Genomic DNA, 25739 nt, shown 5'->3' with positions numbered 1-25739 from the left:
GCGTGCAAAGAGCGCTGCTATGCAGCGCTTTTTAATCCTAAATTATTCTACTTTTAACCAATATTGATTACGGTAAAAAAAGCCTACATAACCGCGCACTTCAAGTTTTTCGCCATTTTGCTGCGGTGTTAAACGCACGCTGTAGGTTTTACCATTATTTGGGTCGAGTATTTCACCGTCTTCCCAACTACCGTCACCCGCATAGGTCACATCTTCAATAATGGTCATCCCCAACATAGGCTGATTCTTTTTATCACCGTTGCACTCGCTGCAAAGTGCATCTTGCTTATTTTTATTGAGTATTGTTTCAATTTTGCCAGTCAGTACGCCATCTTGTTCAGTAATGCGTACGTACGACTTTGCTTCTTTGGTGTCTTCATTAATGGTTTTCCAAAGCCCAACCGGTGTGGGGTTAGCTAATAACTTAAATGAGGCAAAAATACTGCCGACCAAAAATCCCATCAACAGCGAGTTAGCTCTTTTTTTATTCAATAAATTCATTGCGTTACTATATTAGCGATTAATTAAGCCATAGTAACAATAAACAACCAGATGCAAAACTGTTTAAACACCCAGAACGCGCTACATTTTTAAATAAAATTCGCGGCATAACGCCTGATACTGTGAGGTATAGCTATTATCATCGGCTCTTATACATAACTGAGTTGTGCTTACTTCGCTTTGCTCATAGCTAAAGGTCATTAAGCTGCGAGTAAAAGATTTATGCGCCGTTGCTTGTACTTGGCAATGCGCGTTTAAATACAGCCCTTGCTGCTGCGCCAGGGTTATGAATAACTGCGCCTCTTCACTAGGCAAAATTAAATTAAAACGTGCTTGTTTATGCGTTAAGCGTATAAACGCAGCAATGAGTTCTGCAAAGCTTAAACCATCAGTATGGCGAGCGGCATTTCGCGCTGCATTATCACTTTTTAAACTGTGATTAAAATAAGGCGGATTAGCTATAACGCAATCAAACTTAGTCTCAGGCGCAAACTGCTGAACGCACTGGTGATAAATATTAATGTCTGGCCAAGGGCTTTGCTGGCAGTTTTGTAAAGCTTGCTGGTAGGCGGCTTCATCAACCTCAACTGCGCTCACTTTTAAATGTGGCGCTCGTTGCTTACACATTAACGCCAGTAACCCCGTGCCTGTGCCAATATCTAATAACGAACTTGCACCGTTTAAATCAGCCCATGCCCCGAGTAAAATACCATCGGTAGAGACCTTCATGGCGCACTGGTCGTGCTCAACCTTAAATTGTTTAAATGCAAAACCAGACATTTTTTCACCTTTTCATTCACCAAGTAGGTTTAAGTGCGTATAATTAACGGCAATTGTCCCCTATTTTTGACACTCTATGCAATTTTCTGAATTTGATCTTGATGATAAGCTACTTAATGCTATTAATAAAATGGGTTTTGAAACCCCCACTAGCATTCAACAACAAGCCATTCCTGAGGCGTTGCAAGGGCGCGATATTTTAGCGTCTGCACCAACAGGTACGGGTAAAACGGCGGCATTTTTAATTCCAGCAATTCAATATTTAATGGATTTCCCGCGTCGTGATCCGGGCTTTGCACGGGTATTAATTATGACCCCAACTCGCGAGCTTGCTTATCAAATTCATGAACAATGTGAGTTACTTGCAAAGCAAACCCACTTAAAAATTGGGGTGGTTACCGGTGGTATAAACTACGGTACACATAAAGAAATTTTTGAAAATAATAACGACATTTTAATCGCCACACCTGGGCGTTTAATGGAGTATTTGGAAACTGAAAACTTCCACGCAGAAAACGTAGAAATGCTTATTCTTGATGAAGCCGACCGCATGCTCGACATGGGCTTTCGTAAAGAAATGCTGCGTATTTGTAATGAAGCTAAAAATCGTCGTCAGTGCTTTTTATTCTCAGCCACCCTTGAAGGTGACAGCGTAGAGTTGTTTGCAGAGCGTATTTTAAACGACCCTGCTCTACTTGAAGCCGAATCATCACGCAAAGAAAAAGCTAAAATACACCAATGGGTTCATTTAGCCGACGATTACCATCATAAACTTGAGCTGTTAGTTAACACCTTAAATGGCCCTGATGTTAGTAAAGCGATTGTGTTTGTAAAAACCCGTGAGCGTCTTGAAACCCTTATTGGTGAACTAACCAATAACGGCGTTAAAGCTGCGTGGCTGCGTGGTGAAATGCCACAAGATAAACGCATGAAAGCGATGGAAAATTTCCACAGTGGCAAAACTCGCATTTTGGTAGCAACCGATGTCGCTGCGCGCGGTATTGATGTAGCGGACATAAGCCATGTAATTAACTTTGATATGCCGCGCACTGCAGATGTTTACGTACACCGTATTGGCCGTACAGGTCGTGCAGGTAAAAAAGGCATAGCGATTTCACTAATTGAAGCGCACGACATTGGTATTCTTTACAAAGTAGAACGTTACATAGAGCAGAAGCTTAAACGCCGTGTATTTAAAGGATTAGAGCCGAAGCATAAAGAAGCTAAGCCACCGGTTAAAAAGCGTAAAGATCCAGTAAAAATGAAAGCAAAGAAAAAAGCCAAAGCTAAAAAGAAAAAATAGCTTTAACACATTTAATTGAGCCGACGTTTGTCGGCTTTTTTGTGACTTAAAAACAGTGAGTAAGCTATTCATAGTAATATGTAAAAAATACTTAGCTGAATAACCAATTAATAAAATAGTAAGTTATTTCATATAGTTAATCTTGGAATGAAACTTGTACCCTATTGAATATACGAGTATTAAAACGCCGAGTAATGGCGTTGTTTTTTAGTAACACACTAAGGATATAGTTATGAGTCGCATTAAATTTACTATCGGTTTTATTTCGTTTTGTTGTTTATTTTTATTAGTCTCTGCTTTTAAAGTCAGTGCAGCAACGCATTTAGCTGTAGTTAGCAGTGTGGCTACACAACCTAACTTACAACAATCTATTACTCATGAATTGCGCACTAACCCAAATTTAAAGTTAGAAAAACTAAACGTACACGTTAATGACGGTGACGTTGAACTTAAAGGCGAAGCCAATAACGGTTTTGAACGCGCTCTTGCACAAAAGTTTTTAGAAAATATGGATGGGGTTAAAATCATTCATAACAAAATTAGTGTCATTTAATACAACTTTTTCTTAACTAATACACTTAACTTATCCCTCAGCGCTGCTTGTTTCTCCAACACAAGCGGCGCTTTTTTATGGTTTGCACAATATAATTCACTGCAGAGCATATTCCCAAGCCAGTTTAAATACTTAATTAAATGCCTTTTAGTTTACGCACCAATCGCGACGCTCATTGCAGCTGCTTATACTTTTGAAACCTTTGTTTATAGACACTTATTATAAAGAGCTTACATCAAGCTTGGGCTCTAGTTCGGCTGATTAAATAATCTATTTTGAGATGAGAAACCTTATCGATATAGTTTTATAATTGAGGCGTTTTTAAGACAGTTAGCGCAAGGCTTTAATTACTTCAGATTATCAATTGGGTCTGTTGTTCTTTCAAGGTTGAATTTGCAGTAGTCTGTTTGGTATTTAGCCAAGGGTTTTGCCCAGGGACATTTACTCTTTGTTGGCTACATGGATGGTGGTAAGGAGCGTGAGCTGGACGCGGAAGCTTTGCTCGGTTTTTACTTATTATTACATGGATGTAAGCCAGTAGAATAACACAGGAGCAGTTATCGAGCCCACTAGGCAACAAACCTCGCGTCGCGATTAAATAGCTCTTAGTTTGAACTAATTTTAATCCGCAAAGGTCAACAGACCCTTATATTATTTATTATAAAAAGCGCGTTTTAATTTGTAAAAACGCGCTGATAGTCAGTAACTATTTCCCAATGCTTTTACCTTCGGGGTTTTAAATTATTTACTCACCTTGGCTTGCATCAGTATTATTGTCACCCTCTTTATTTGCTGACTGCTGATTTATTTTATCGCTTATCATGGCATCGAGTTTTTCACCGCCCTTAATACCAAAATCAAGGGTACGAATAGGAAACGGAATACTTATATCAGCGGCATCAAGTGCTTGCTTTACGGCCACAACTCCTTTGTGACGCACTGTCATAAAATCAGGCTCTCCGGGGTATTTGATCCAAAACCACACTAACAAGTTTATACTGCTATCACCAAAGCCTTCGGCATAAACAGCGGTTTCATTTTTGCGGATCACAAAGTCAAATTGGTTAATTTTGTCGACGATGACCTCACCGGCTTTTTCTATGTCGTCAGCGTAAGAAATACCCACCGGCACTTCTATTCGTCTTACCCCTAAGGTGCTGTAATTACGCAGTACATTTCTAAATAGTATTTTATTAGGTACCAGTATCAATTGCCCGTAAAAGCTCTCTATTAGTGTGTTGCGCAAGTTTATTGAATGCACTGAACCAAATACGTTATCGGTCTCGATAACATCACCCGCTTTGAACGGTTTACGAATACCCATAGCAATACCCGCAATTAGGTTTTCGGTCATATCTTGAAAAGCAAAACCAATGGCAAGACCAACAATACCTGCACCCGCAAGCAGTGACGTAACGGTACTTTTTAAGCCCATAAAATCAAGGGCAATAAAGACCCCCACACTCAGTACAATAACTTTAAAAATGGAGGCCATTAAGTCAGCAATTTGAGTAGAATCGAGCGAGCGACGCAATACTTTTTTCATTCCTTTGCCTGCAAGGCGGGCAATAAATGAAAATATAATCGCAATAATCACCGCGACTATAAAGTTAGGGATATGACTTATAACAACATCAAACCAACCGCCGAGCTTCTCTTCTATTAGTTTTTCGGCTTCTGTAATTGAGGGAATTGAGAGCATTTATTTTATACCTTAGTTAGGGTTAGTAATCTAAGGTTTGCAAAAATAGCGCCAGTATAAAAAAAGCCATGCAATGCATAGCTTTTTGGGTATGTGTTTAGCTGCAAATAGCGCTAAATTTAGCTTTGCTCTTCGCGCAAAAATACCGGTTCAAGTTCTTTAGTGGTTGCTTCTGAGCTAAAGTAATAGCCGGCCACAGTAAACTCTTTGAGTTGGCTTAATTGAGTCACTTGATTTTCAATGATGTAGCGTGCCATCATGCCGCGCGCTTTTTTAGCGTAAAAGCTAATCACTTTATATTGGCCGTTTTTACAGTCTTTAAAGTGTGGTGTAATAATGTGTGCGTTAAGCGTTTTTTTATCTACTGCTTTAAAGTATTCGTTAGAGGCTAGATTTACTAAGTATTGTGCATCTTGTGCCGCTAATACGTCGTTAAGTTTATTAGCAATAACACTGCCCCAAAACTCATATAAGTTTTTACCCCGACTATTTTCAAGTTTTGTACCCATTTCTAAGCGATAAGCCTGCATTAAATCAAGCGGCTTTAATACTCCGTATAATCCCGAAAGTATACGTAAATGGTCTTGAGCGTAATCAAGCTGCTTAGTAGTGAGGGTATTAGCATCTAACCCGCCGTATACATCGCCGTTAAAGGCAAGCACGGCCTGTTTAGCATTATCGGTAGTGAATGGTTGTGCCCACTCACTGAAACGCGCTGCGTTGAGGCCTGCGAGTTTATCGCTAATTTTCATTAAACTGCCAATTTGCGCAGGAGTTAGTTCACGGCATACTTTCATGAGCGCTTCGCTGTGCTCAAGTAATTCAGGTTGAGTGAACTTATCTGTTGCGGGTGGCGTGTCGTAATCAAGATTCTTTGCTGGTGAAATAACAGTGATCATAGTTAGCTATTGACTTGTAAATTATTTAATGTCAATTTCAACATTAAATGAAACGAAAAGCACGTTTTGTTTAAAATTATCCTACCTAAAACTCAACCGTTACCGTTTTTTTATTGATAAGGACATAAGACCTATCAAGCATTGTCACACTGTTGCAGTATAGCTATATTAAGGTAGTTTAGATTTTCTTTTAACTTGCTTGGAATGAGGAAAAGCAAATGACTAGCGCTCTACAAAGGCTTAAACAACACTCTTCTATCGTGGCCGACACGGGCGATATAGAAGCCATAAAAAAACATCAACCTGAAGATGCGACTACCAATCCATCGCTGCTTTTAAAAGCGAGCGAGATTGAAGCTTACAAACCTTATCTAGATAAAGCATGGCAATACGCTAAAGAAACCGAGCAACAGCCTGCAAAACAACTAGAGCTGGCTTGTGACTATTTTGCAGTATTACTCGGTAAAGAAATTAGCGAAATTGTTCCGGGTTATATTTCTACTGAAGTTGATGCACGTTTATCATTTGATACCCAAGCAACAATTAATAAAGCACATACTTTACTAAGCCTTTACGAGAAAGAAGGTGTAAGCAAAGACAAGATTTTAATTAAAGTTGCCTCTACTTGGGAAGGCATTAAAGCCGCAGAACAGTTAGAAAAAGAAGGCACTAAATGTAACTTAACGCTTTTATTTAGTGATGCTCAAGCCCGTGCCTGTGCTGATGCAAACGTATTTTTAATTTCGCCATTTGTTGGCAGAATTTTAGATTGGCACGTAGCAAACGGTATGGAAAAACCAACCGACCCGCTACAAGATCCTGGCGTACAATCGGTGCGTAGTATTTTTGAGTTTTACAAACGTCACGATTACAAAACGGTTGTTATGGGCGCAAGCTTTCGTAACACCGGTGAAATTATTGCCCTTACAGGCTGCGATAAGCTAACAATTAGTCCTAATCTTTTAGAAGAGCTAGGTAATTTAGAAGACGCACAAGAGTACTTACTAGAGAGCGACATTGCTAAAGAGCCAAAACCTGAGCCACTTAGCGAAGCACAGTTCCGTTGGTTACATAACCAAGACGCTATGGCCACTGAGAAACTAGCTGAAGGTATTCGCTCATTTGCAGATGCGCAAGAGCAACTAGAGGCACGCTTTAAAGCGATGTAACTAACAGCTGTTTAATGAGTTAAAAAACGTCGCTTTTAGCGGCGTTTTTTATGTCTGCGATTTACTTTAAATACTCGATTTGTCCCCATTTACGTTCTTTTTGTATTGATCTTCATCAAAATACCACCCATCAGTAACAGTTTCGTCACATTTATATTCTATTTTATTAATAGCTGTGGTATAGATACTGCCGAGGTTCAAAAAGTGGTCAATAGGAGATAATCAATGGATAGCCTAAACGAAATAATAGAGATATTAGAAGGTTCTGATACATCGAAAAAAACCTCTCAAAAAAATAAAAAAAGAAAATGGCGCGAAATAGAAGCAATAAAAGATAAGCAACGTTTGCGCAAAGAACTACAGGAGCTCGACTATTTTGCTGATAGTATTGCTATTGATGAATTAGAGTTTTAATCAACAACAGCATCTAAAAAGGCTTTCATTTATGAAAGCCTTTTTTAATACCAATTACCCTATACTTGCCAATTAATGGGCTGTGCTCCTTGCGCTATTAACAGTTCATTGGTTTTTGAAAAGTGCTGACAGCCAAAAAAGCCGCGATGCGCTGAAAGCGGTGAAGGGTGCGGCCCAGACAATACATGATGGCGCTGGCGATCAATGCTTTTACCTTTTTTTTGTGCATGTGCGCCCCACAAAATAAACACCACTCCTTGGCAATGCTCATTTATATGAGTAATTACGTTATCGGTAAATTGCTCCCAACCTAAATGTTTATGGGAATGGGCTTGCCCTTGCTCTACTGTTAGTACGGTATTAAGCAAAAACACACCTTGATCTGCCCAGCTTTGTAAATAGCCATGCTCCGGTGTAATAAAACCATTAATGTCAGTCACTAACTCTTTATAAATATTTTTAAGTGAAGGCGGGAGCTTTTTAACTTCAGGCAATACAGAAAAACACAAGCCATGCGCTTGCCCTTCTCCATGGTAAGGGTCTTGGCCTAATATAACCACTTTAATGTCGCTAAGTGGAGTTGCATCAAATGCGCTAAACACCTGTGGTTTTGGTGGATACACAGCAATACCGTTTGATCGTTTATTCGCAACATATTCAAGGGTTTGCTGCATATATACTTGACTAAGTTCGTGATTTAAAAAAGATGACCAGTTGCTCATAATTGACTCTTAATAAGTTCTCTAGATACCTCAATTTTGTCACACATTTGTGCTAACCCATCAAGCATTCTAGGGGAAAAACGATGTAATAAATCCGCGTTAACGCTAATAAATTGCTCATATTTAACCGCCGGAATTTCAGGCCATTGCTGCCAATTAACTGTAGGTATTACCCGTTTTGATTTTTCATCAGGAATAATAATAACTTGTGGCTTAGTCACTATCACGTTTTCAATGCTGATTTGTGGGTAATCTGTGTCGCTGTCAGCAAATACATTGGTTACTTGGCAGGTTTCGATTAACTGATTTATCCATGTATTTTTTGATACCGTCATCATAGGCTCTGGCCACAGCTGATAAAACCCAGAAAGCGTGGTTTTATTATGCTGCGCGGCTTTAATTGCGTTGAGCTTAGCTGTAAATGCCTCAGCTACTTTTTTACTTTGCTCAATATGACCGGTTAATTGACCTAATTTTAGTATTTCCTTAGCAACGCCTTCAATAGAGCGTGGATTACTTAAATGCAATTCAATCCCTAGTCGCTTAATTTGTGCCAAATCTTCTGCCTGATTACCGCTTTTCCACGCAATCACCATGTCAGGCTTGAGCATGAGTAACTTTTCGATAGAAATACCATTATAGCCGCCGATACGCTCAATTTTAGTCGCCTCTTGTGGGTAATCTGCGTAATCCAGCGTGCCCACTATTAGATCACCCGCCCCAATGGCATATAAATTTTCGACTATGTGTGGCGCTAGAGCCACAATACGAAGCGGCTTGTCGGCTAAGGCTTGGGGTGCACTAACTGCAAACAATAACAGCCCAACAACAATGCGTTTTAACATTAGTAATCAAAGCCCTTTAGTGCTTTTACGCCCGACTCAAATGCATGTTTTACATTTCGTACTTCACTTACCGTATCGGCCAGTTCAATTAAGGTGCGGTGCGCAGCACGACCAGTCACTATCACCGACTGCATTGCAGGTCGGTTGCTAATTGCAGCAACAACCTCATCGAGGTCGACATAGCCATAAGTAACCATATAGGTGAGCTCATCAAGTAATACCACGTCGATACTGCTGTCGCTTAGCATCCTCTTTGACTCTTGCCATGTTGCTTGCGCTGCCGCGGTATCAGCCTCTTTATTTTGCGTATCCCAAGTAAAACCAGTGTTCATAACAGCAAATTCGACCCCTGCACCTTGCAGTAAATTACGTTCACCACATTCCCACGTACCTTTAATAAACTGACACACGGCCGCCTTTTTACCGTGACCAACACAACGTGCAACCACACCAAAACCAGAGGTTGATTTACCTTTGCCATTACCGGTAATAACCTGAAAAATACCTTTTTCTTGCTGTGCTGCTGCTACACGAGCATCAACCTGTTCTTTTACTTTTTGCTGGCGCTGTTGGTGCTTGTCGTTTGTTGATTCAGTCATTGTTATGTCCTTGGTAAATTTTAATAATTTGTTCAATATTTAAATGTGTTTGGCACATATCAGCGAGCCGTTCTAACTGGCGTTCGCGATGCTCATTAATGCTGATGGCATTAATGTCTCTGTCTGGTTTTAGCCACTTTAATAGCAGCTCCGTAGTAGCTGCGTTGTCGAACAAGCCATGTAAATAAGTACCGGCAATGGCATTATCGTCACTAATAAAACCATCCGTAGTAAAGCCATTGGGGTGTTTATTAAAGTGAATAAGTGGTTTATTGAGCGCCTTACCTTTACTGATCCCAGCATGTATTTCATAACCCTGACAAGCAACCTGCTGCTGGTTTAAACTAATAGTGGCGTTTACTTGGCTTAGCACTTTTTGTTCACCTAATGTGGTATCAAAATCACTAAGTGCTAACCCAGCCATTTGCCCTAATGATGATTCCACCGCATTGGGGTCGCTAATAGTATTACCTAACATTTGCATACCGCCGCAAATACCCAGTACTTTGCCACCATAACGTAAGTGGCGTTTAATTTGCTGATCCCAGCCTTCATTTTTTAAAAATACCAAATCACTAAGTACATTTTTACTGCCAGGCATAATGATTAAGTCAACGGATGGAATCGCTTGAGTATGACGCACATAGTTTATATTTATATTTGGGTGCAATCGCAGTGCATCAAAATCAGTGTGGTTACTAATATGAGGCACCAGCAGTACCGCAATATTAATGCTGGCTTCGGTCACATTATTATCTATGGCAACGGCATCTTCGGCATCAAGAGCTAAATCGTGTAGGTAGGGTAACACCCCTAACACAGGTTTACCTGTGTACTCTTCAAGCCAATCTAACCCGCCTTGTAATAGGCTAATGTCACCACGAAAACGATTAATAACAAAGCCTTTTACCCGTGCTTGCTCTGACTCGCTTAATAGCGCCAAAGTTCCTACTAGGTGAGCAAACACGCCCCCTTTATCAATATCGGCAATAATAATAACCGGACAATCGACCTTTTCGGCGTAGCCCATATTGGCAATATCGTTTGCCCTTAGGTTAATTTCAGCTGGGCTACCAGCCCCTTCAACCAGCAATAAATCAAAGCGTTTAGCTAAACGATTATGTGAGGTTAATACCGCATCCATAGCCACTTTTTTATAGTCATGGTAAGAGTCGGCTTCCATATTGCTAATAACTTTGCCATGAATAATTACTTGTGCGCCGGTATCACTATTGGGTTTGAGTAATATGGGATTGAAGTCTATTTCAGGTGCTACTTTTGCTGCAACGGCTTGTAATGCTTGTGCTCTACCAATTTCACCGCCATCATGCGTTACGGCACTATTAAGCGCCATGTTTTGCGGTTTAAATGGCGCAACATTAACGCCTTGATTAGCAAACACTCTGCAAAGCGCTGCAACCAAGGTACTTTTACCCGCATCGGAAGTAGTGCCTTGTACCATTAATGTTTTCATTATTTACCCACCAGCTGGCGCTTACGAAAATACAATATACTTAAAAAGAATAGACTGCCAATAGCCGCCGTGATCACCCCGATTGGCAGCTCTTGGTTGCTTAATAGTGAACGAGCAAGCACATCGACCCATACCATAAATATGCCCCCGACTAATCCGGTCATTAATAACCCAACACGGCTACCTTGAGAGATAAAAAAGCGCACTATGTGCGGCACCATTAAGCCAACAAAGCCAATTCCGCCACAGTTAGCAACCAATACGGCCGTGATCAACGAGCTTAAAATAAGCATTAAAATTCTAAAGCGATGCACCCTAACACCAAGCGTTGTCGCGCTTTCATCGCCTAACAACATCGCATTAAGCTGGCGCCTAAAACCCAACATGATTATTGTACATGCCATAATGACTAAGGCAGGTAACAGCAGCGACTGCCACTGTGCTCTAGCAAAACTACCTAAAGTCCAAAATAAAATAGCCGCGACTGCTTGTGGATCGCTCCAATAAAGTAACAAACTAGTAAAAGCACTAAATAAAAATGATAAGGCCACCCCTGCCAATAACATCGACTCAACTTGAGCGTTGCGCTGGCTACCTGCAATTAAAATTAATAACCCCATCGCAACTAAACTGCCGGTTAATGCCGCCCCAGATAGTGCAATACCCGCCCCAGCTCCTACCAAGGACATTAATATAACCACCCCTAATGAAGCACCAGACGAAATACCAAATAAATAAGGATCAGCTAAGGGATTACGGGTGACTGTTTGTAGTATTAAACCTGCAATCGCTAAGCCACTACCGGCTAAAAAAGCCAGCAAAGTACGTGGCATTCTTAATTCAATAATAATACGGCTGGTAAATGAAGCCTCGTTTGAAAAGGTTAAGCTTTGATATACATCTGCTAGCGACGTAGGTACCGCACCAAAACTCAGTGCAATAAATAAACTTAATAGTGCGCATAGTAGCGCAACGATTAATGCAACGGCGTGGTTAGAAAAGGCCGTCATATTATTGGTATCCATAATAATAAGTAATATGAGGAATAGCCTCACCTTTGATTGTTGCTTGAGGGTGAGTGCTCACTTGAGCACAAACACCAAACACCTCATCCAGCATCTGCTCGGTGACCACTTTATTTGGCTTACCTGCATCAACAATCTCTCCATTTTTAATAACCACTAACTCATCACACATAGCAGCAGCTAAATTTAAGTCATGAAATGACGCAAATACCGTAATACCTAAAGATTTAGCCAGCTCCATCAGTTGAATTTGATATTTCACATCAAGGTGACTAGTTGGTTCATCCATAATAAGAAGTTGCGGTTGCTGCACAATAGCGCGGGCAATAAAGGCTCGTTGCTTTTCACCGCCAGATAGCGAATCAAATAATTGAGTACTATGAGATTCAAGCCCCACATGACTAATAGCCTGAGCTATTTTTTGTTTATCTGCTTGGGTGGTCGAGCTAAATAGCGTTTTATACGGGGTAAGCCCTAGAGCTACAACATCGAATAACGAGAGATTAAATTGCGACGGTGTTTCTTGTAGCACTACCGCAACTTGCTTGGCATAGTCTTCGCTTTTTAGCTGCCAAATATCGGTGTTATTAAATTTAACCTCTCCCGCTGACGGCTGATTAAATCGATACAAGCAACGCAGTAAACTCGATTTTCCCGCACCATTAGGACCAATTAAGCCAACAAACTTGCCACGCTCAATACTCAAATTAATATGCTCAAGGATTAAGGTGTTACCCACTCGCCAAGAGACATTATTAACGGTTAGAAGTGCAGTTTTTTTAGCGGTTTGAGTGTGCAAAAAATTATCCTAGGCAGGGAAAACCCACACTCAGTACCACAAGTACCAAAAAGAAAATGAGTTAACCCGCTCGTTATATGAAGTTTTAAGGCACTTGTATCTGACTTACAGTAAAACTGATTACAGTTACGGGTATAGTTGAGGAGTTTCACCTCATTCCAAATGCTTGGCTATTATGCGCAGATAAGTAAATAATTTAAAGCAAAAAAAACCGCACTCAACTGAGTGCGGTTAAAAGGGAGTGTTTTAACTAAGTATTAGTTAAAACTTATATTCCATACCTAAAGCTAGGTAATCTTGGTCAACGTTGTTGTCCATATCAAAACTTGAGTAAAAGCCAAACACTTTAAGGTTTTTGTTTAGCTTATGATCAACACCCACTGTTACAGCGCTTTTATCATCGCTGTCATCAAAGTCCATTGCTTGGTATTGAACTTTAAAAGTGTTACTACCCATTAGGTAAGCTGCATTCACTAAATAGCCATCAGCTTCTGCGCTGCCGTCTAATTTTTCTTGTGTTTGGTACATAGCGCCAAGTCTAAAATCTTCAATTTTACCTTGTACTGTTGCACGTACTACATCGTAGCCGTTCACTTCGCTATCAGCAGCAATGGCAGCATATACTGCGCTCTTTTTAAGGCCTGCATCACCGTAAGTTAACGCCACTGAGTAGCCATTTTTGGCATCTACATCGTCTTCGGCAATAAATGTAGCAAGTACTTTAAAGCCTTCGTAGCTTTTAGATGTATAAGTGATCGAATCACCTAAGCGGTTTTCACCTTTAAAAACATTTTTAATATCGCCTTCAAGGTCATTAAATAAATCTAACTTACCTTGTGATTGTTTAAGCGCTGTATCGTTACGACCCACAACAACTTGACCATAGGCACCTTTTAAACCTACGTACTGGTTACGTGCAGAAATATTGTCGTCATTATCACCTTTCGAGTCAGCATCAGATACATCAACTTGAAACTCAAACTTATAAACTGCTTCTAATCCATCAGTAATCTTTTCAGATCCTTTTAGGCCAAAGCGAGATGCATTACTTTTAATTTCAGTGAAAGACCCTTCACCATCATCAGATGATTGAACGGTTACATTTGCTTTACCGTAAATATCTACCTCTGCAAGTGCATTAAAAGATAAACCACTAAGTAGGGCTAAGCATAAGCTCGATTTTGCAAATTTCATGTTATTTCCTCGATAATCACAAGAGACTAATTTTTAAAACAGCGGCAGTGTGTCACTACTAAATGACAAAAATATTACAAAGGACACATTTTTGTCTTTTTAAGTTAATAAAACTGCATTAAATCTGAAATCAAAATAACATGTAAAATAAACTGCCTACCGACTACTTACTTTGTTTCAATAAACTCGGTGTCATTCGCGACAGCAAATTAACCAAGGTTTCTATCAAGTCTTTCTGTTCGTTATCTCTATGATAGGCAACAAATACATCTCTTGAAGTATTTTCTACCCCTTTAACATGAAAAAGTTCGCCTTTTTCTAAATGATCTTTAACTAATACCTGTGGAATAAAAGCACTGCCGCCACATTGCAGTATTAAATCAAGCGCAATTCGTCCTGTACTGGTTCTAAAATAAGGCGGTGTTTTACCGGTAAACTGACGCGCATGCCAAAGAGAAAACGTGGTTCCCCAATCAACATACACATATTGATTATCAAAAAAGTTATCACTGGTTGCCGTATCGTAACCACTCACCGGAATAATAGGCAGTTCACAAATACGTTCAACCACAAGTTCATCAACTTTAGGGGGATCAAACAAAATGGCTAAATCAAGTGTACGCTCCAACAATAAGCGAGTACTTTCTTGTTGCGCCTTCACTTCTGCCACCAGTGATACACCAGGCATAGCCGATACAATATTTGTAATACCAAACTGTAAAAATGCATCCCAAATATTAGGCGTACCTGCTAAACTAATTTGCTTATGCATATTATCTGCAAGTGCAACATCCACTTTGGCTCTTTGCATCCCAGTAATAATCATTTGCGCATGCGGTAACAAGCGCTCACCTGGGGCGGTGAGTTGAATATTATTACGCTGACGAATAAATAAATTTACGCCTAAGCCCTGCTCTAATTGGCGAATTCTAAAACTCACCGCAGACTGCGTTATGTATAGGTTTTCTGCCGCTTTACCAAAATGGCGAGTACGCACCACTTCAACAAATGTTTTTAATAAATCTATGTCCAATTTTTTATCCTCACGATAAAAATTTTTTGTTTAAAAAAATAGCGATTATGTCCCATACTCCAGCTAATAATTGGTATGAGGGTACAGCTATGAGCAATGATATTTCACTACTTCGTCAAGCATTCGTAAGTCAACGTCAATTTTATGATGACCAAAACTTTCCACGCGGATTTAGCCGCAGCGGACACTTTACCCTGTTAGAGGCAAGTATTTTAGAACAGCATGGTGTTGTTTTAAAAAGCCTGTATAACAAAACAGTTGAGCCACAAAACGAACATCAGCAACAATTTGTAAATGCTGTCAGTGGCATAATAGAGCCAAGTAACCCAATTGAGCGAGCATGGGTTAAATATTTAAAGTTAACAACCTGCAAAACAAAATTCCATACATTATTTGGACGCTCAAAAATTTCAGGGCCAACACCAATAAGCCAAGATTATTATTCTGAGGCAGACAATCTATAAGTCACTACAATAGTTGCTTTTTGGCGTTTTAGCAGTTACAACTTGTATAAGCAAACATTTTTGCAAAATTTAAACAGGCTGCCACGTGACGCACAGAATACTTATTGTTGAAGACACCCCCACTATTGCGCGAGTGCAAAAGCATATCGCGCAAAAAATTGGCTATGAAGTTGATATTGCCCAGTCGCTGGCTGAGACTAAAGAGCTAATAAGTAAACATGCTTATTTTTGCGCAGTCGTTGATTTTATATTGCCTGATGCCCCGCAAGGGGAAGCGGTTCCCTGCACGGTTGCAGCAGATATCCCTACCATTGTTATGACTGGCAATATCGATAATCAAACTCGCGACACCGTCGAAAAGTACCCTATTATTGATTACATTATCAAAGGCAATAAACAAGCTTACGAATATTTAGAAAAGCAGCTTTATCGCCTACCTCGCAATAAGCAAGTTAAAGTACTGGTTGTTGATGACTCAGCGTCTACACGCCAATATATTTGTAATTTATTAACACGTCATAAATACCAAATATTACAAGCAGCCGATGGCCTAGAGGCACTTAAAGAGCTTGAAAATACCCCTGACATCTCTGTGATTATCATAGATAAAGAAATGCCTAATATGGGCGGTATTGAACTGTGTAATGAAATTAGGCGCATTTATAGTAATGACGAAAAAGCTATTATTGGTATCTCAGGCGCTACATCGTCTAATTTGTCTGCCTTATTTTTAAAAAATGGGGCAAATGACTACTTGTATAAACCTTTTAATAGTGAAGAATTTTACTGCCGGTTAAGCCAAAACGTCGATATGCTAGAGCATATCGAAACTATAAAGCGCCAAGCCAATACTGACTATTTAACTAAACTCCCTAATCGCCGTTACTTTTTTGAAGAGGCCAATAAGTCATTAAAGCAGTTTAAAAAAGCAAAAGCACCAGCCATGTTAGCTATGCTTGATATTGACCATTTTAAAGCTATTAATGATACCTATGGCCATGATGCCGGAGATGAAGTGCTTAAAGGGCTTGCGATATGCTTTAATAAATATTTTGAAAACCAATTGGTTGCCCGTTTAGGCGGAGAAGAATTCGCGGTATTTTTTACTGAGCTAACCGAACAGGAAGCGCTAAAACGACTAGAAAGTTTTCGATTATTTATTGAGCTTAATAGCCATGAGTTTAGCCAAGCACAAATCAAGTTTACGCTGTCGATAGGCTTCAGCTACAGTGAAACCTATCAAATTGACGAGTTATTAAAACAAGCCGACTTAAAGCTCTACAAAGCCAAAGAGTCGGGTCGTAATAAAGTGGTTTAGTTTAACTAAACCACACCTGAGGCGACAATGGCTGCTTTTCTGCGTTTACGCGATTGATGGTATGAGTCCCAACTAAAAATAGCCAGTGCACTCCAAATACAGGCAAAGGTAATTACACGCTCAGCATCAAACACCTCATCGTAAAACACCACTGCTAAAATAAACATTAAGCTAGGCCCTATGTACTGAAAAAAACCAAGCGTAGTGTATTGCAATCGCTTAGCTGCGCCGGTAAAACACAGCAATGGCAGTGTAGTCACTATACCTGCACTTACTAATAGCGCATTAGTTAGCCAATCATTCCCTGGTAAATTAGACGTTTCAGTCGGTACCATTAGCCACCAATAGGTAAGCGCCACGGGTAACAATATTAATGCCTCAATTAAAATCCCAGGCAGAGCATCAACTTGTAGCTTTTTACGTAATAGGCCATATAGTGCGAAAGATGTTGCTAATGAAAACGCTACCACGGGGAATGAGCCAAAACTAATTAGCTGTAATAAAACACCTGTAAAAGCTAAAGCAACAGCAGCACCTTGCAACTTACGTAATCGCTCGTTTAAAAACACCATACCAAGCAACACATTCAATAGAGGATTAATGTAGTAACCTAGGCTGGCATCCAACATGTGATTGTTATTGATGGCCCAAATAAACAATCCCCAGTTAAACCCTAGTAAGGTCGAGGTAACAACTAACATCAAAATAAGTTTTGGTTGGATTAAAATGCGTTTAATTTTATCCCAGTAGCTGAGCACACTCACCACCACAATAAGAAACACCACTGACCAAATAACACGGTGCATTAAAATTTCAAATGCTGACACATGTTGGATCATCTTAAAATAAATGGGTGCGAGGCCCCACATAAAAAAAGCGAGGCAGGCAAAAATAGCGCCCTTTCGCTGCTCGGTATCAATCGACATAGTAACCACTTGGTGATTTAAAAGGCCGTCAGTTTACCCCCCTCTCACTTTTTAGCCAACTAAATACGTGCCCGTTCCAAAAGCAATTTGTACTGACTGCTCATTGTGTAACTCCATTCGGCACACACATACTTTATTTCCTGAGCGAATCAGCTTAGCGCTAGCAATAAAAACCTCGCCTTTGCCTGGGCGTAAATAGTCGGTGCGTAAATCTATAGTCCCCAGTGTGGCTAGCCTTTTATGTACACTGGGTAAATCTGCATCGTCTAGTTTTCCGATCACACTGGCAGCAGCAAGCATTCCACCGACATTATCAAGTACCGCCGAAATAACTCCGCCATGGAGAATTTTTTGCGCGGGGTTGCCTATTAATACATCTTGCCAAGGAAATGATATTTTAGCTTGTTCAGTACTAAGTGACTCCACCGCTATTTTTAAAAATTGGTTAAAAGGCATATTATTAACAAACAACGCCCCTACTTGATCGATCAACATTTCTTTATTCATTATTATTCTCTATGTTTTTAGTGGTACGATGAGTAAAGCACAGCTTGAGGCTATTGTAACCCCCTGCAGATTTTAGTTTATCACTACAGATGTGTGTACCAAGTAATGAAAGCTAAAGACATCCTGATAAAAAACCACTAAAATAGCGCCGATGAATACACTAACTCCTTCTCCTAATACGCTTGTGCGTAAACCCGAAACTGTACTCAAACAAGTGTTTGGTTACAGTGAATTTCGCGACGGTCAAAGTGCAGTAATTGATGCCGCCATAAATGGCCAAGATTCATTAGTATTACTGCCCACCGGTGGTGGTAAATCGGTGTGTTACCAAATACCCGCGTTGGTATTAGAGGGAGTCACCATTGTTATTTCTCCGCTGATCTCTTTAATGCAAGATCAAGTTGCCCAATTACAAGCATTGGGCGTAAAAGCCGCTTATATCAATAACAGTTTAGCCCGTGAAGAACGACAATTAGTATATCAACAGCTACATCAAGGGCTGATAAAGCTACTTTATGTCGCTCCCGAAAAAGTGTTACAGCACGATTTTTTAGAACGACTTTCTCATTTAAATGTGAGCTTGTTTGCTATTGATGAAGCTCATTGTGTTTCTCATTGGGGTCACGATTTTAGACCACATTACTTTAGATTAAATGAGCTTAAGCAGCGCTTTGCACACGTGCCTATGATGGCACTGACGGCCACCGCCGATAAAGCAACTCGCTTTGATATTGTTGAACAACTAAAACTACAGCAGCCTTATATTCATACTGGCAGCTTTGATCGCCCTAACATTCGTTACACCATAGAAGAAAAATTTAAACCTATGGTGCAGTTGCTGCGTTACTTAAAAGAACAAAAAAACCAAAGTGGCATTATTTATTGTACCAGCCGTAAGCGCGTTGATGATATCGCTGAAAAACTCGCCGATGCAGGCCTTAATGCTGCCGCTTACCATGCGGGAATGAGTAACGAGCAACGTCAGTTTGTGCAAACCGGATTTGCCCGTGACGATATTCAAATTGTGGTTGCCACCGTTGCCTTTGGTATGGGAATTAACAAGCCTAACGTACGCTTTGTTCTGCATTACGACATTCCAAAAAGTATTGAAGCTTATTACCAAGAAACAGGCCGTGCTGGACGAGATGGGCTGGCTGCAGAGGCCATCATGTATTTTGACCCTGCCGATATAGGCCGAGTTAGACGCTTTTTTGAAGATATTGACGATGAACAACGCCGCCGCGTAGAAGAGCAGCGCTTTAATGCCATGGCCAGCTTTGCCGAAGCACAAACGTGTCGTCGTCAAATATTATTGAACTACTTCAGTGAGTACCAACGCGAGCCCTGTGGGAACTGTGACATTTGCTTAAATCCACCTAAAAGTTTTGATGGCACATTAGTCGCACAGCAAGCACTTTCGTGTGTGTATCGCGCACAGCAACGATTTGGGTTAGGTTACATTGTAGAATTATTACGCGGCGCGAATACTAGCCGCATTCGTGATAACAACCACCATGAACTCAGCACCTATGGCATAGGTAAAGATAAAAGCAGTGAATTTTGGCTTAGTATTTTACGCCAACTTATTCATCAAGGGCTATTAAGCCAAGATATAACCCAAGGCGCTTCATTGCGTTTAACGGAAGCTGCACGCGCTATTTTAAAAGGTGAATATGCGCTGCAATTGGCCGAGCCTCGCTTACAAGCTAAACACGTTTATCAGGATAAGTTAGCGCAGTTTAATTACGATAAAAAACTATTCGCTCGCCTGCGTGCATTGCGTAAAGAGTTAGCCGATGCCGATGATGTGCCGCCTTATGTAGTATTTAACGATAAAACGCTAGCCGAAATGGCGCAGCTTATGCCCACTAACGACAGTGAATTTTTAAAAGTGTCGGGGGTTGGTTTTACTAAATTAAACAAGTATGGCGGTGAGTTTTTAACCGCAATTCGACATTACCTAGCAACGCAATAAGCCCCTTATGACCGAACTTGAATACGATCACACACATCAATGTATTATTATTAAACCGACAGAGCTGCCGCACGATGAAGACTTTGAATTGTGGGGAACGTTATTTTTGCACAGCGATGAAATTAGCATTAATGAGTATGCCGCTGGGGCAGATCGTCATCAACTGCGTTTTAACTATGCTAACCACACATTTAATTTAAATTTTGAGCATTACAGCCAAAGTGTGTGGATTAATGGTGAAGGGCAAGATGCCGACAACCTATTGGCAGCGTTAACATTTTATTTAACTTAAATGCATAGCTAATACCTTATAATCGCTATAAAAATAAAACTAAATCTGTCTTTTACTTATATATCAATAACAATGATGTAAGCTAAGAGTAAGTGTTTTATTTTGCAAAATAGCGCTAAAGAGGGTCAATGTTAAATAGAAAATGGATTGCACGTAGTTGTTTTAGCCTTTCTATTTCGAGTATGTTTATGCTCAGCGTTTGCGCGCAAGAAACGCCACTAGCCCAAAGCTGCCCTAGTGACGACTCATCACAAACTCATGAAAGTAATTTGCGTCGACAAATCGAGTCTCAACCTCCACCGCTTACGACAAATAGTAACGCTAAAATTGCCTCAATTAATCTTAAACAACTTAATGTTTTTAATACCGAACTCGAAGCTGAAAACAACGCACTGTTTCGCTTTGCTAATCGTGCACATATACAAACTGAGCCTGAGGTTATTAAAAGCATTTTATTGTTTAAAGCGGGTGATACTTTTAATCAAAAAACCTTGGCCGAATCTGAGCGGCTACTGCGTAAACAAAACTATTTATATGATGCACAAATTATTGCTGACGAAAATTGTGATGGAAATATTGATGTAACAGTAATTACTCGAGACTTATGGACTTTACTGCCCGAACTTAGCTTTAGCCGCAGTGGTGGCGAAAATAAATCAAGTATTGGTTTTCGCGAATCTAACTTATTTGGTTGGGGCAAACGGTTATCGTTTGCACGTAAAACAGACAGTGACCGAAATGGTTATTTATTTGTTTACGATGATCCTAATATCTTATCAACTCGCTACCGAGGGCGTTTAGAGTATGCCGACAACAGCGACGGCAAAAGTCATTTAGTTGAACTAACCTACCCGTTTTATGCCATCGATACGCCCTATAGTTATGGCGCCCTGAGTTACTCAACCCAGCGAGAAGAGGCCCTGTACCTTAGGGGCGATAAATTTAGTGAGTTTGAACAGACCACCGATCTAAATCAAGTATTTTTTGGTCACTCTAAAGCCCTTAGCCATAACTGGACACAGCGCTTGAGCCTAGGTTATATCGATGAGCAACAAACATTTAAAAGCATCGATGAAACGACTGTGCCGCTAGCTGAAAATAGGCAGCTTAGTTATCCTTATGTAAGCGGCCACTGGTTTGAAGATAACTTTATAAAAGTACGTAACTTTGACAGTATTTATCGTACTGAGGATTTAAATTTAGGTTGGAATATCAAAGCCACCCTGGGCTACTCCGATGAATCAATGAGTAACGACGATAGCCGCGCTGTGTACTCGTTTAATTTTAACAAAGCCCATTTTAGCACTAACCATACCCTTTGGCGTTTTCATGCAGATATTCAAGGCTATTGGAATAACGAGAAAAAACAGCTCGAAAACTTGCTCACTACTAGCCAAATTCAATATTATTTAAATACCAGTATTGATCAATCTTGGTATGTAAAAGCAAGGCTGCAATACGCAAAAAACCTCACCAATGATAAACAGCTCACCCTAGGGGGCGAAACTGGACTTCGTGGCTATCCTATGGAATTTCAACATGGGGATCGGAGTTTTTTAGTCACTTTAGAAAAGCGCTATTACTGGGAATATGACTTACTACAGCTGTTTAAAGTGGGAGGGGCGGCCTTTTTAGATATCGGTCGAGCTTGGTATAACAACGACTCGAACACTCAGTATCAAGTTGAGAACACCCCAGTGCTAAAAAATGTGGGCTTAGGTTTGCGCCTTGCGCCAAGTCGCGCCAATGCGGGTACCATGATCCACCTTGATATAGCCGCGCCACTAAATAAATATGATGATGTTGACTCGGTACAATGGCTGCTCAGCGTTAAAAATTCTTTTTAAATCACTACTGCGCACAAAGTTAACGCGTTACACTTTGCGCCTATCATTATTGTGAGAATACGTTTTGGAATTAATCTCTCTTTTAGAGCTTGTGGGCACACAATATAAGCTAATCGTAACCGTGATTGCGCTGTTGAGCTTTCCGTTATTGTTAAAGCTCACTAAAAAGTTACTCGAAAAAGCCATTAGAGGTAAAGTCGATTTACACCGAAAATACCGAGCAGAGTTACTATTAAAAATAATACTCGCCTTTGTTATGTTGTGTTTAGTGTTAGTTTTTTGGGGAATAGAGCTGCGTGGTTTACTGGTATTAGGCTCTTCTTTATTTGCCATGTTAGGTGTTGCGCTGTTTGCGGCTTGGTCATTATTGAGCAACTTAACTGCTTTTTTACTGATGTTTATTCAAAATGACTGCCGTGTAGGTTATTGGGTGAGAATTGTGGATGGAGCTAACGCCATTGAAGGGCGTATTATTGAAATGGGGCTGATGAATGTCTTACTCGAACACGTTGATGGTCACAGAGTGATTTACCCTAATAACTTATTTGTTACCCGCCCGGTGTTAGTGCTTAATACGGAGCCTAAACCAACAAAAGCGCCTAAAATTAAACGCATTATTGGCCCTAAACCGCGTAGCTAAACAACACCTATTAAAAAACCGCGTTAGCTTAAAACTAAGGCGGTTTTTTATATCTACAGATAGAGTCATACCAATTCACTTAATTGAGCAAATTGGTATTAATTATTTAGTTCAGCCGTTTTCAGCTCATCATCTAAATCATTTATCTCATCAATAAACGTTTCTAACTGCTGCTCTACCAAGCTATTTGCATGTGCAAAATAAGCAATATGGAATACGGCATCGCCTTCATTTACCAGTGGCATGGTCTGCTGGCCAATAATAATACCGCTTCGAGGAGCAAGGAGTTCAAGTTCTGAATCGCCAAGCGGACTGCTAATATAAGCAAGCACTTGGCCTTTCATTACTCGCTCACCTAACGATACTTGCGCTCTTACTATGCCGTCTACTTCTGCACGCACCCAACTAGTGGAGCTTGCAATCACAGGATCAGGCAGTTTTTTAGGACGTTTACCGCGTATCATTTTTAAATGTCGCATAACATAATCAACCCCTTGCACGCCTGCAGCAATCGCAATAGGGTCAAAGCGCAGTGCTTCACCCGCCTCATAAGTAATAACAGGTATACCTAAATTAGCGGCTTCACTACGCAGCGAGCCATTACGTAATGACGCATCTATAACCGCAGGCGTACCAAAGGCTTTAGCCATTTGCGCTGTTGCTTCATCGGCTAAATTAGCGCGAATTTGCGGTAAGTTAGTACGGTGAATCGCCCCCGTATGCAAATCAATAATATGCGTACAATGCACAGCTACTTGGTTAAAAAACATATACGCCATGCGACCTGCTAATGAACCACGCTCAGACCCCGGAAAACTTCGGTTCATATCACGGCGATCGGGCAGATAACGCGATTTATGAATAAAACCAAATACATTCACAATCGGAACCGCAATTAATGTACCACGCAGCTGATTAGGGTCGATTTTAGCCAGTAACTGGCGCACAACCTCAACCCCATTTAGTTCGTCGCCGTGTATAGCCGCACACACCATCAATACAGGGCCTTCCATTACACCGTTAACCACTTCAATAGGAATATTAAGCGGTGAATGGGTGTAAAGCTTTGCAGCTTCTAGCGCGAGTGTTTTACGTTCACCTACACCAATACTTTCACCTAATAGGGTGAAAGGTCGGTTAATTTTAACCTTTGCCACGAGTTGCCGTTCCTTTACTTGCAGCATTTTTCTCGATGAAATCAATCACCATGCCCGCAATGTCTTTACCTGTTGCCACTTCAATCCCTTCAAGACCTGGCGATGAATTTACTTCCATAACCAAAGGACCACGAGATGAACGGAGTAAATCAACGCCAGCAACGTTTAAACCCATTGCTTTTGCTGCAGCAACCGCTGTTTTACGTTCTTCTGGGGTAATACGTACCAGTGTAGCGCTACCACCACGATGAAGATTAGAGCGGAACTCACCTTCTTGTGCTTGACGTTTCATTGCAGCAATCACTTTATCTCCGAGTACAAAGCAACGAATATCCGCACCACCCGCTTCTTTAATATATTCTTGTACCATGATATTGGCTTTTAAACCCATAAACGCTTCAATAACACTTTCAGCCGCTTTACGTGTTTCAGCAAGTACCACACCAATACCTTGAGTGCCCTCAAGTAGCTTAATAACGACCGGTGCGCCACCTACCATTTCGAGTAAGTCTTTTACGTCATCTGGCTTGCTAGCAAAGCCTGTTACTGGCATGCCTACGCCTTTGCGTGATAATAATTGTAGAGAACGTAATTTATCGCGCGAACGAGAAATAGCCACAGATTCATTAACCGGATAAACACCCATCATTTCAAACTGGCGTAATACAGAACAGCCATAAAAAGTAACTGATGCGCCAATACGCGGAACAATGGCATCAAAATCTTTTAGGTTTTCGCCGCGGTAATGGATTTCAGGTTGATCTGAGTTTATATTCATATAACAACGTAGCGCGTTAATCACTTTTACTTCATGACCACGTTGCTCAGCCGCTTCAATTAAACGACGCGTTGAATATAAATTTTTGTTGCGAGATAAAATACCAATTTTCATAGTTAAAACCTTAACTAAATTATGTTGAGCAAGCCCATATAAGTATGTTTGCTACTCAACGAATTCTTATAATAAATGTGATAAAGCCGGATCAACGACTATACGATTTTCCATAGCTGTGCGTCCTAATAACATTCTAAACTTCATTGACGCACGACTTGTTAATGTAATTTCTATTGGCCAACTAAATTCGCCAGCATGTAATGTAGTTTCAATAAAGTAACGCAGTTCTTTTTGGCCACTAGAGCTGGTAACGTACTTCATTTTTTTAACTTTGGCATTGCAGGTGATTTGCGTTTGCTCGTCTTCTTGCAATGGTTGGGCTATAAATTTAACCCATTTTTCGCCTTCCACTTCATATTCTTCAATATTAATTGCATGAATACAGGAAGTACGTGCACCGGTATCTATTTTTGCTTTAATTTGCTCGATGCCCAGCTCGGGTAAACTCAACCACTCACGCCAACCAACTGTTATTTTTGTCGTCATAAATGTGCCCTTAGTAAAAAAAGTGTTTTATACGCTACAGCCAACAAAACACCAACAAAATAAATTCATCTACTCGATAAGCCGATTTGATTGACCTTTTAAGTTAACTCGTTTAACAATGCACCCCTAACGTATGCACTTAACCATAGGCTAAAAAACAATTTTTTGTTGATTAACTCTACAAAGTAAAGCTAAGTTAAATACACTACAGTCAACTGTA

27 protein-coding genes and 1 riboswitch are annotated in these 25739 nt (G+C 40.4%); of the genes, 10 read left to right on the top strand and 17 right to left on the bottom strand.

Annotated features, from left to right (window positions below):
• Positions 1 to 42 precede the first annotated feature (42 nt).
• Both P20311_RS05750 and P20311_RS05745 read right to left on the bottom strand, forming a co-directional pair.
• Positions 43 to 501, bottom strand: coding sequence for a DUF2147 domain-containing protein (locus P20311_RS05750; RefSeq protein ID WP_008110658.1), 459 nt, complete (start codon positions 499 to 501; stop codon positions 43 to 45).
• 81 nt (positions 502 to 582) lie between these two features.
• Positions 583 to 1281, bottom strand: a complete 699-nt coding sequence (locus P20311_RS05745) for a tRNA1(Val) (adenine(37)-N6)-methyltransferase (RefSeq protein WP_008110657.1) — start codon at positions 1279 to 1281, stop codon at positions 583 to 585.
• 76 nt (positions 1282 to 1357) lie between these two features.
• Here P20311_RS05745 and srmB point away from each other — a divergent pair, with 76 nt between their 5' ends.
• Together srmB and P20311_RS05735 are read left to right on the top strand one after the other, a co-directional pair.
• On the top strand, positions 1358 to 2584 hold the full coding sequence (gene srmB, locus P20311_RS05740; protein ID WP_008110655.1) for an ATP-dependent RNA helicase SrmB: 1227 nt from the start codon (positions 1358 to 1360) through the stop codon (positions 2582 to 2584).
• 232 nt (positions 2585 to 2816) lie between these two features.
• Positions 2817 to 3137 carry a BON domain-containing protein gene (locus P20311_RS05735; RefSeq protein WP_008110653.1) on the top strand — a complete coding sequence of 107 codons (321 nt, stop codon included), beginning with the start codon at positions 2817 to 2819 and terminating at the stop codon, positions 3135 to 3137.
• 745 nt (positions 3138 to 3882) lie between these two features.
• Here the strand turns inward: P20311_RS05735 and P20311_RS05730 are convergent.
• Together P20311_RS05730 and yaaA are read right to left on the bottom strand one after the other, a co-directional pair.
• On the bottom strand, positions 3883 to 4839 hold the full coding sequence (locus tag P20311_RS05730) for a mechanosensitive ion channel family protein (protein ID WP_008110651.1): 957 nt from the start codon (positions 4837 to 4839) through the stop codon (positions 3883 to 3885).
• A gap of 119 nt (positions 4840 to 4958) precedes the next feature.
• On the bottom strand, positions 4959 to 5738 hold the full coding sequence (gene yaaA / locus P20311_RS05725; protein ID WP_008110649.1) for a peroxide stress protein YaaA: 780 nt from the start codon (positions 5736 to 5738) through the stop codon (positions 4959 to 4961).
• 218 nt (positions 5739 to 5956) lie between these two features.
• Between yaaA and tal the strand changes: the two genes are divergently transcribed.
• Both tal and P20311_RS05715 read left to right on the top strand, forming a co-directional pair.
• Positions 5957 to 6907, top strand: coding sequence for a transaldolase (gene tal / locus P20311_RS05720; protein ID WP_008110647.1), 951 nt, complete (start codon positions 5957 to 5959; stop codon positions 6905 to 6907).
• A 225-nt stretch (positions 6908 to 7132) separates the two neighbouring features.
• Positions 7133 to 7321 carry a DUF3545 family protein gene (locus tag P20311_RS05715; protein ID WP_008110646.1) on the top strand — a complete coding sequence of 63 codons (189 nt, stop codon included), beginning with the start codon at positions 7133 to 7135 and terminating at the stop codon, positions 7319 to 7321.
• 59 nt (positions 7322 to 7380) lie between these two features.
• On the opposite strand, the gene ung is transcribed toward P20311_RS05715, so the two are convergent.
• The 8 genes from ung to P20311_RS05675 form a co-directional block, all read right to left on the bottom strand.
• Positions 7381 to 8043, bottom strand: a complete 663-nt coding sequence (ung, locus tag P20311_RS05710) for a uracil-DNA glycosylase (protein WP_036984896.1) — start codon at positions 8041 to 8043, stop codon at positions 7381 to 7383.
• Positions 8040 to 8888, bottom strand: a complete 849-nt coding sequence (locus P20311_RS05705) for a cobalamin-binding protein (RefSeq protein WP_008110642.1) — start codon at positions 8886 to 8888, stop codon at positions 8040 to 8042. Before P20311_RS05705 ends, ung begins: the two co-directional genes overlap by 4 nt.
• Positions 8888 to 9487 (bottom strand): cob(I)yrinic acid a,c-diamide adenosyltransferase, encoded by a 600-nt coding sequence (gene cobO, locus P20311_RS05700; RefSeq protein ID WP_008110641.1) that lies wholly within the window; start codon positions 9485 to 9487, stop codon positions 8888 to 8890. Before cobO ends, P20311_RS05705 begins: the two co-directional genes overlap by 1 nt.
• A complete protein-coding gene (locus P20311_RS05695) occupies positions 9480 to 10961 on the bottom strand; it encodes a cobyric acid synthase (RefSeq protein ID WP_008110639.1) in 1482 nt (493 codons plus the stop codon). Before P20311_RS05695 ends, cobO begins: the two co-directional genes overlap by 8 nt.
• Positions 10961 to 11971: an iron ABC transporter permease gene (locus P20311_RS05690; RefSeq protein ID WP_008110636.1), complete on the bottom strand. Its 1011-nt coding sequence runs from the start codon at positions 11969 to 11971 to the stop codon at positions 10961 to 10963. The genes P20311_RS05695 and P20311_RS05690 overlap by 1 nt, the downstream gene beginning before the upstream one ends.
• Position 11972: 1 nt before the next feature.
• Complete coding sequence (locus P20311_RS05685) at positions 11973 to 12785, bottom strand: ABC transporter ATP-binding protein (RefSeq protein ID WP_008110635.1); 813 nt, start codon at positions 12783 to 12785, stop codon at positions 11973 to 11975.
• A gap of 73 nt (positions 12786 to 12858) precedes the next feature.
• Positions 12859 to 12989, bottom strand: a riboswitch (cobalamin riboswitch).
• A 57-nt stretch (positions 12990 to 13046) separates the two neighbouring features.
• Positions 13047 to 13979, bottom strand: coding sequence for a porin (locus P20311_RS05680; RefSeq protein ID WP_008110633.1), 933 nt, complete (start codon positions 13977 to 13979; stop codon positions 13047 to 13049).
• Positions 13980 to 14142: 163 nt separating this feature from the next.
• Positions 14143 to 15012 carry a LysR family transcriptional regulator gene (locus P20311_RS05675; protein WP_008110630.1) on the bottom strand — a complete coding sequence of 290 codons (870 nt, stop codon included), beginning with the start codon at positions 15010 to 15012 and terminating at the stop codon, positions 14143 to 14145.
• 89 nt (positions 15013 to 15101) lie between these two features.
• Between P20311_RS05675 and P20311_RS05670 the strand changes: the two genes are divergently transcribed.
• Positions 15102 to 15476, top strand: a complete 375-nt coding sequence (locus tag P20311_RS05670; RefSeq protein WP_008110628.1) for a DUF413 domain-containing protein — start codon at positions 15102 to 15104, stop codon at positions 15474 to 15476.
• An 85-nt stretch (positions 15477 to 15561) separates the two neighbouring features.
• Positions 15562 to 16794 carry a response regulator gene (locus P20311_RS05665; protein ID WP_008110627.1) on the top strand — a complete coding sequence of 411 codons (1233 nt, stop codon included), beginning with the start codon at positions 15562 to 15564 and terminating at the stop codon, positions 16792 to 16794.
• A gap of 5 nt (positions 16795 to 16799) precedes the next feature.
• On the opposite strand, the gene rarD is transcribed toward P20311_RS05665, so the two are convergent.
• Positions 16800 to 17720, bottom strand: a complete 921-nt coding sequence (rarD, locus tag P20311_RS05660) for an EamA family transporter RarD (RefSeq protein ID WP_008110625.1) — start codon at positions 17718 to 17720, stop codon at positions 16800 to 16802.
• 51 nt (positions 17721 to 17771) lie between these two features.
• A complete protein-coding gene (locus P20311_RS05655) occupies positions 17772 to 18227 on the bottom strand; it encodes a thioesterase family protein (RefSeq protein ID WP_008110623.1) in 456 nt (151 codons plus the stop codon).
• 151 nt (positions 18228 to 18378) lie between these two features.
• Between P20311_RS05655 and recQ the strand changes: the two genes are divergently transcribed.
• From recQ to P20311_RS05635, 4 genes are all read left to right on the top strand, one after another.
• Positions 18379 to 20202: a DNA helicase RecQ gene (recQ, locus tag P20311_RS05650; protein ID WP_008110620.1), complete on the top strand. Its 1824-nt coding sequence runs from the start codon at positions 18379 to 18381 to the stop codon at positions 20200 to 20202.
• A gap of 7 nt (positions 20203 to 20209) precedes the next feature.
• The gene (locus P20311_RS05645) at positions 20210 to 20494 is read left to right on the top strand and encodes a DUF3630 family protein (RefSeq protein ID WP_008110618.1); all 285 of its coding nucleotides are present in this window, start codon (positions 20210 to 20212) and stop codon (positions 20492 to 20494) included.
• Positions 20495 to 20622: 128 nt separating this feature from the next.
• Positions 20623 to 22341: a POTRA domain-containing protein gene (locus tag P20311_RS05640; RefSeq protein ID WP_008110616.1), complete on the top strand. Its 1719-nt coding sequence runs from the start codon at positions 20623 to 20625 to the stop codon at positions 22339 to 22341.
• A gap of 64 nt (positions 22342 to 22405) precedes the next feature.
• On the top strand, positions 22406 to 22981 hold the full coding sequence (locus P20311_RS05635) for a mechanosensitive ion channel domain-containing protein (RefSeq protein ID WP_008110614.1): 576 nt from the start codon (positions 22406 to 22408) through the stop codon (positions 22979 to 22981).
• 98 nt (positions 22982 to 23079) lie between these two features.
• On the opposite strand, the gene P20311_RS05630 is transcribed toward P20311_RS05635, so the two are convergent.
• The 3 genes from P20311_RS05630 to P20311_RS05620 all read right to left on the bottom strand — a co-directional run bounded on the left by P20311_RS05630 (position 23080) and on the right by P20311_RS05620 (position 25519).
• Complete coding sequence (locus P20311_RS05630) at positions 23080 to 24138, bottom strand: succinylglutamate desuccinylase/aspartoacylase family protein (protein ID WP_008110612.1); 1059 nt, start codon at positions 24136 to 24138, stop codon at positions 23080 to 23082.
• On the bottom strand, positions 24125 to 25030 hold the full coding sequence (gene rimK, locus P20311_RS05625) for a 30S ribosomal protein S6--L-glutamate ligase (protein WP_008110610.1): 906 nt from the start codon (positions 25028 to 25030) through the stop codon (positions 24125 to 24127). Before rimK ends, P20311_RS05630 begins: the two co-directional genes overlap by 14 nt.
• Before the next feature lie 66 nt (positions 25031 to 25096).
• Positions 25097 to 25519, bottom strand: a complete 423-nt coding sequence (locus tag P20311_RS05620) for an ATP-dependent zinc protease (protein ID WP_008110607.1) — start codon at positions 25517 to 25519, stop codon at positions 25097 to 25099.
• Between the last annotated feature and the right edge of the window lie 220 nt (positions 25520 to 25739).

The sequence above is a fragment of the Pseudoalteromonas sp. BSi20311 genome (assembly GCF_000239875.1).
Classification (GTDB): Bacteria; Pseudomonadota; Gammaproteobacteria; order Enterobacterales; family Alteromonadaceae; genus Pseudoalteromonas.
The sequence above is the reverse complement of the archived record's forward strand: the minus strand, read 5'-3'. Positions and strand labels throughout refer to the sequence as shown.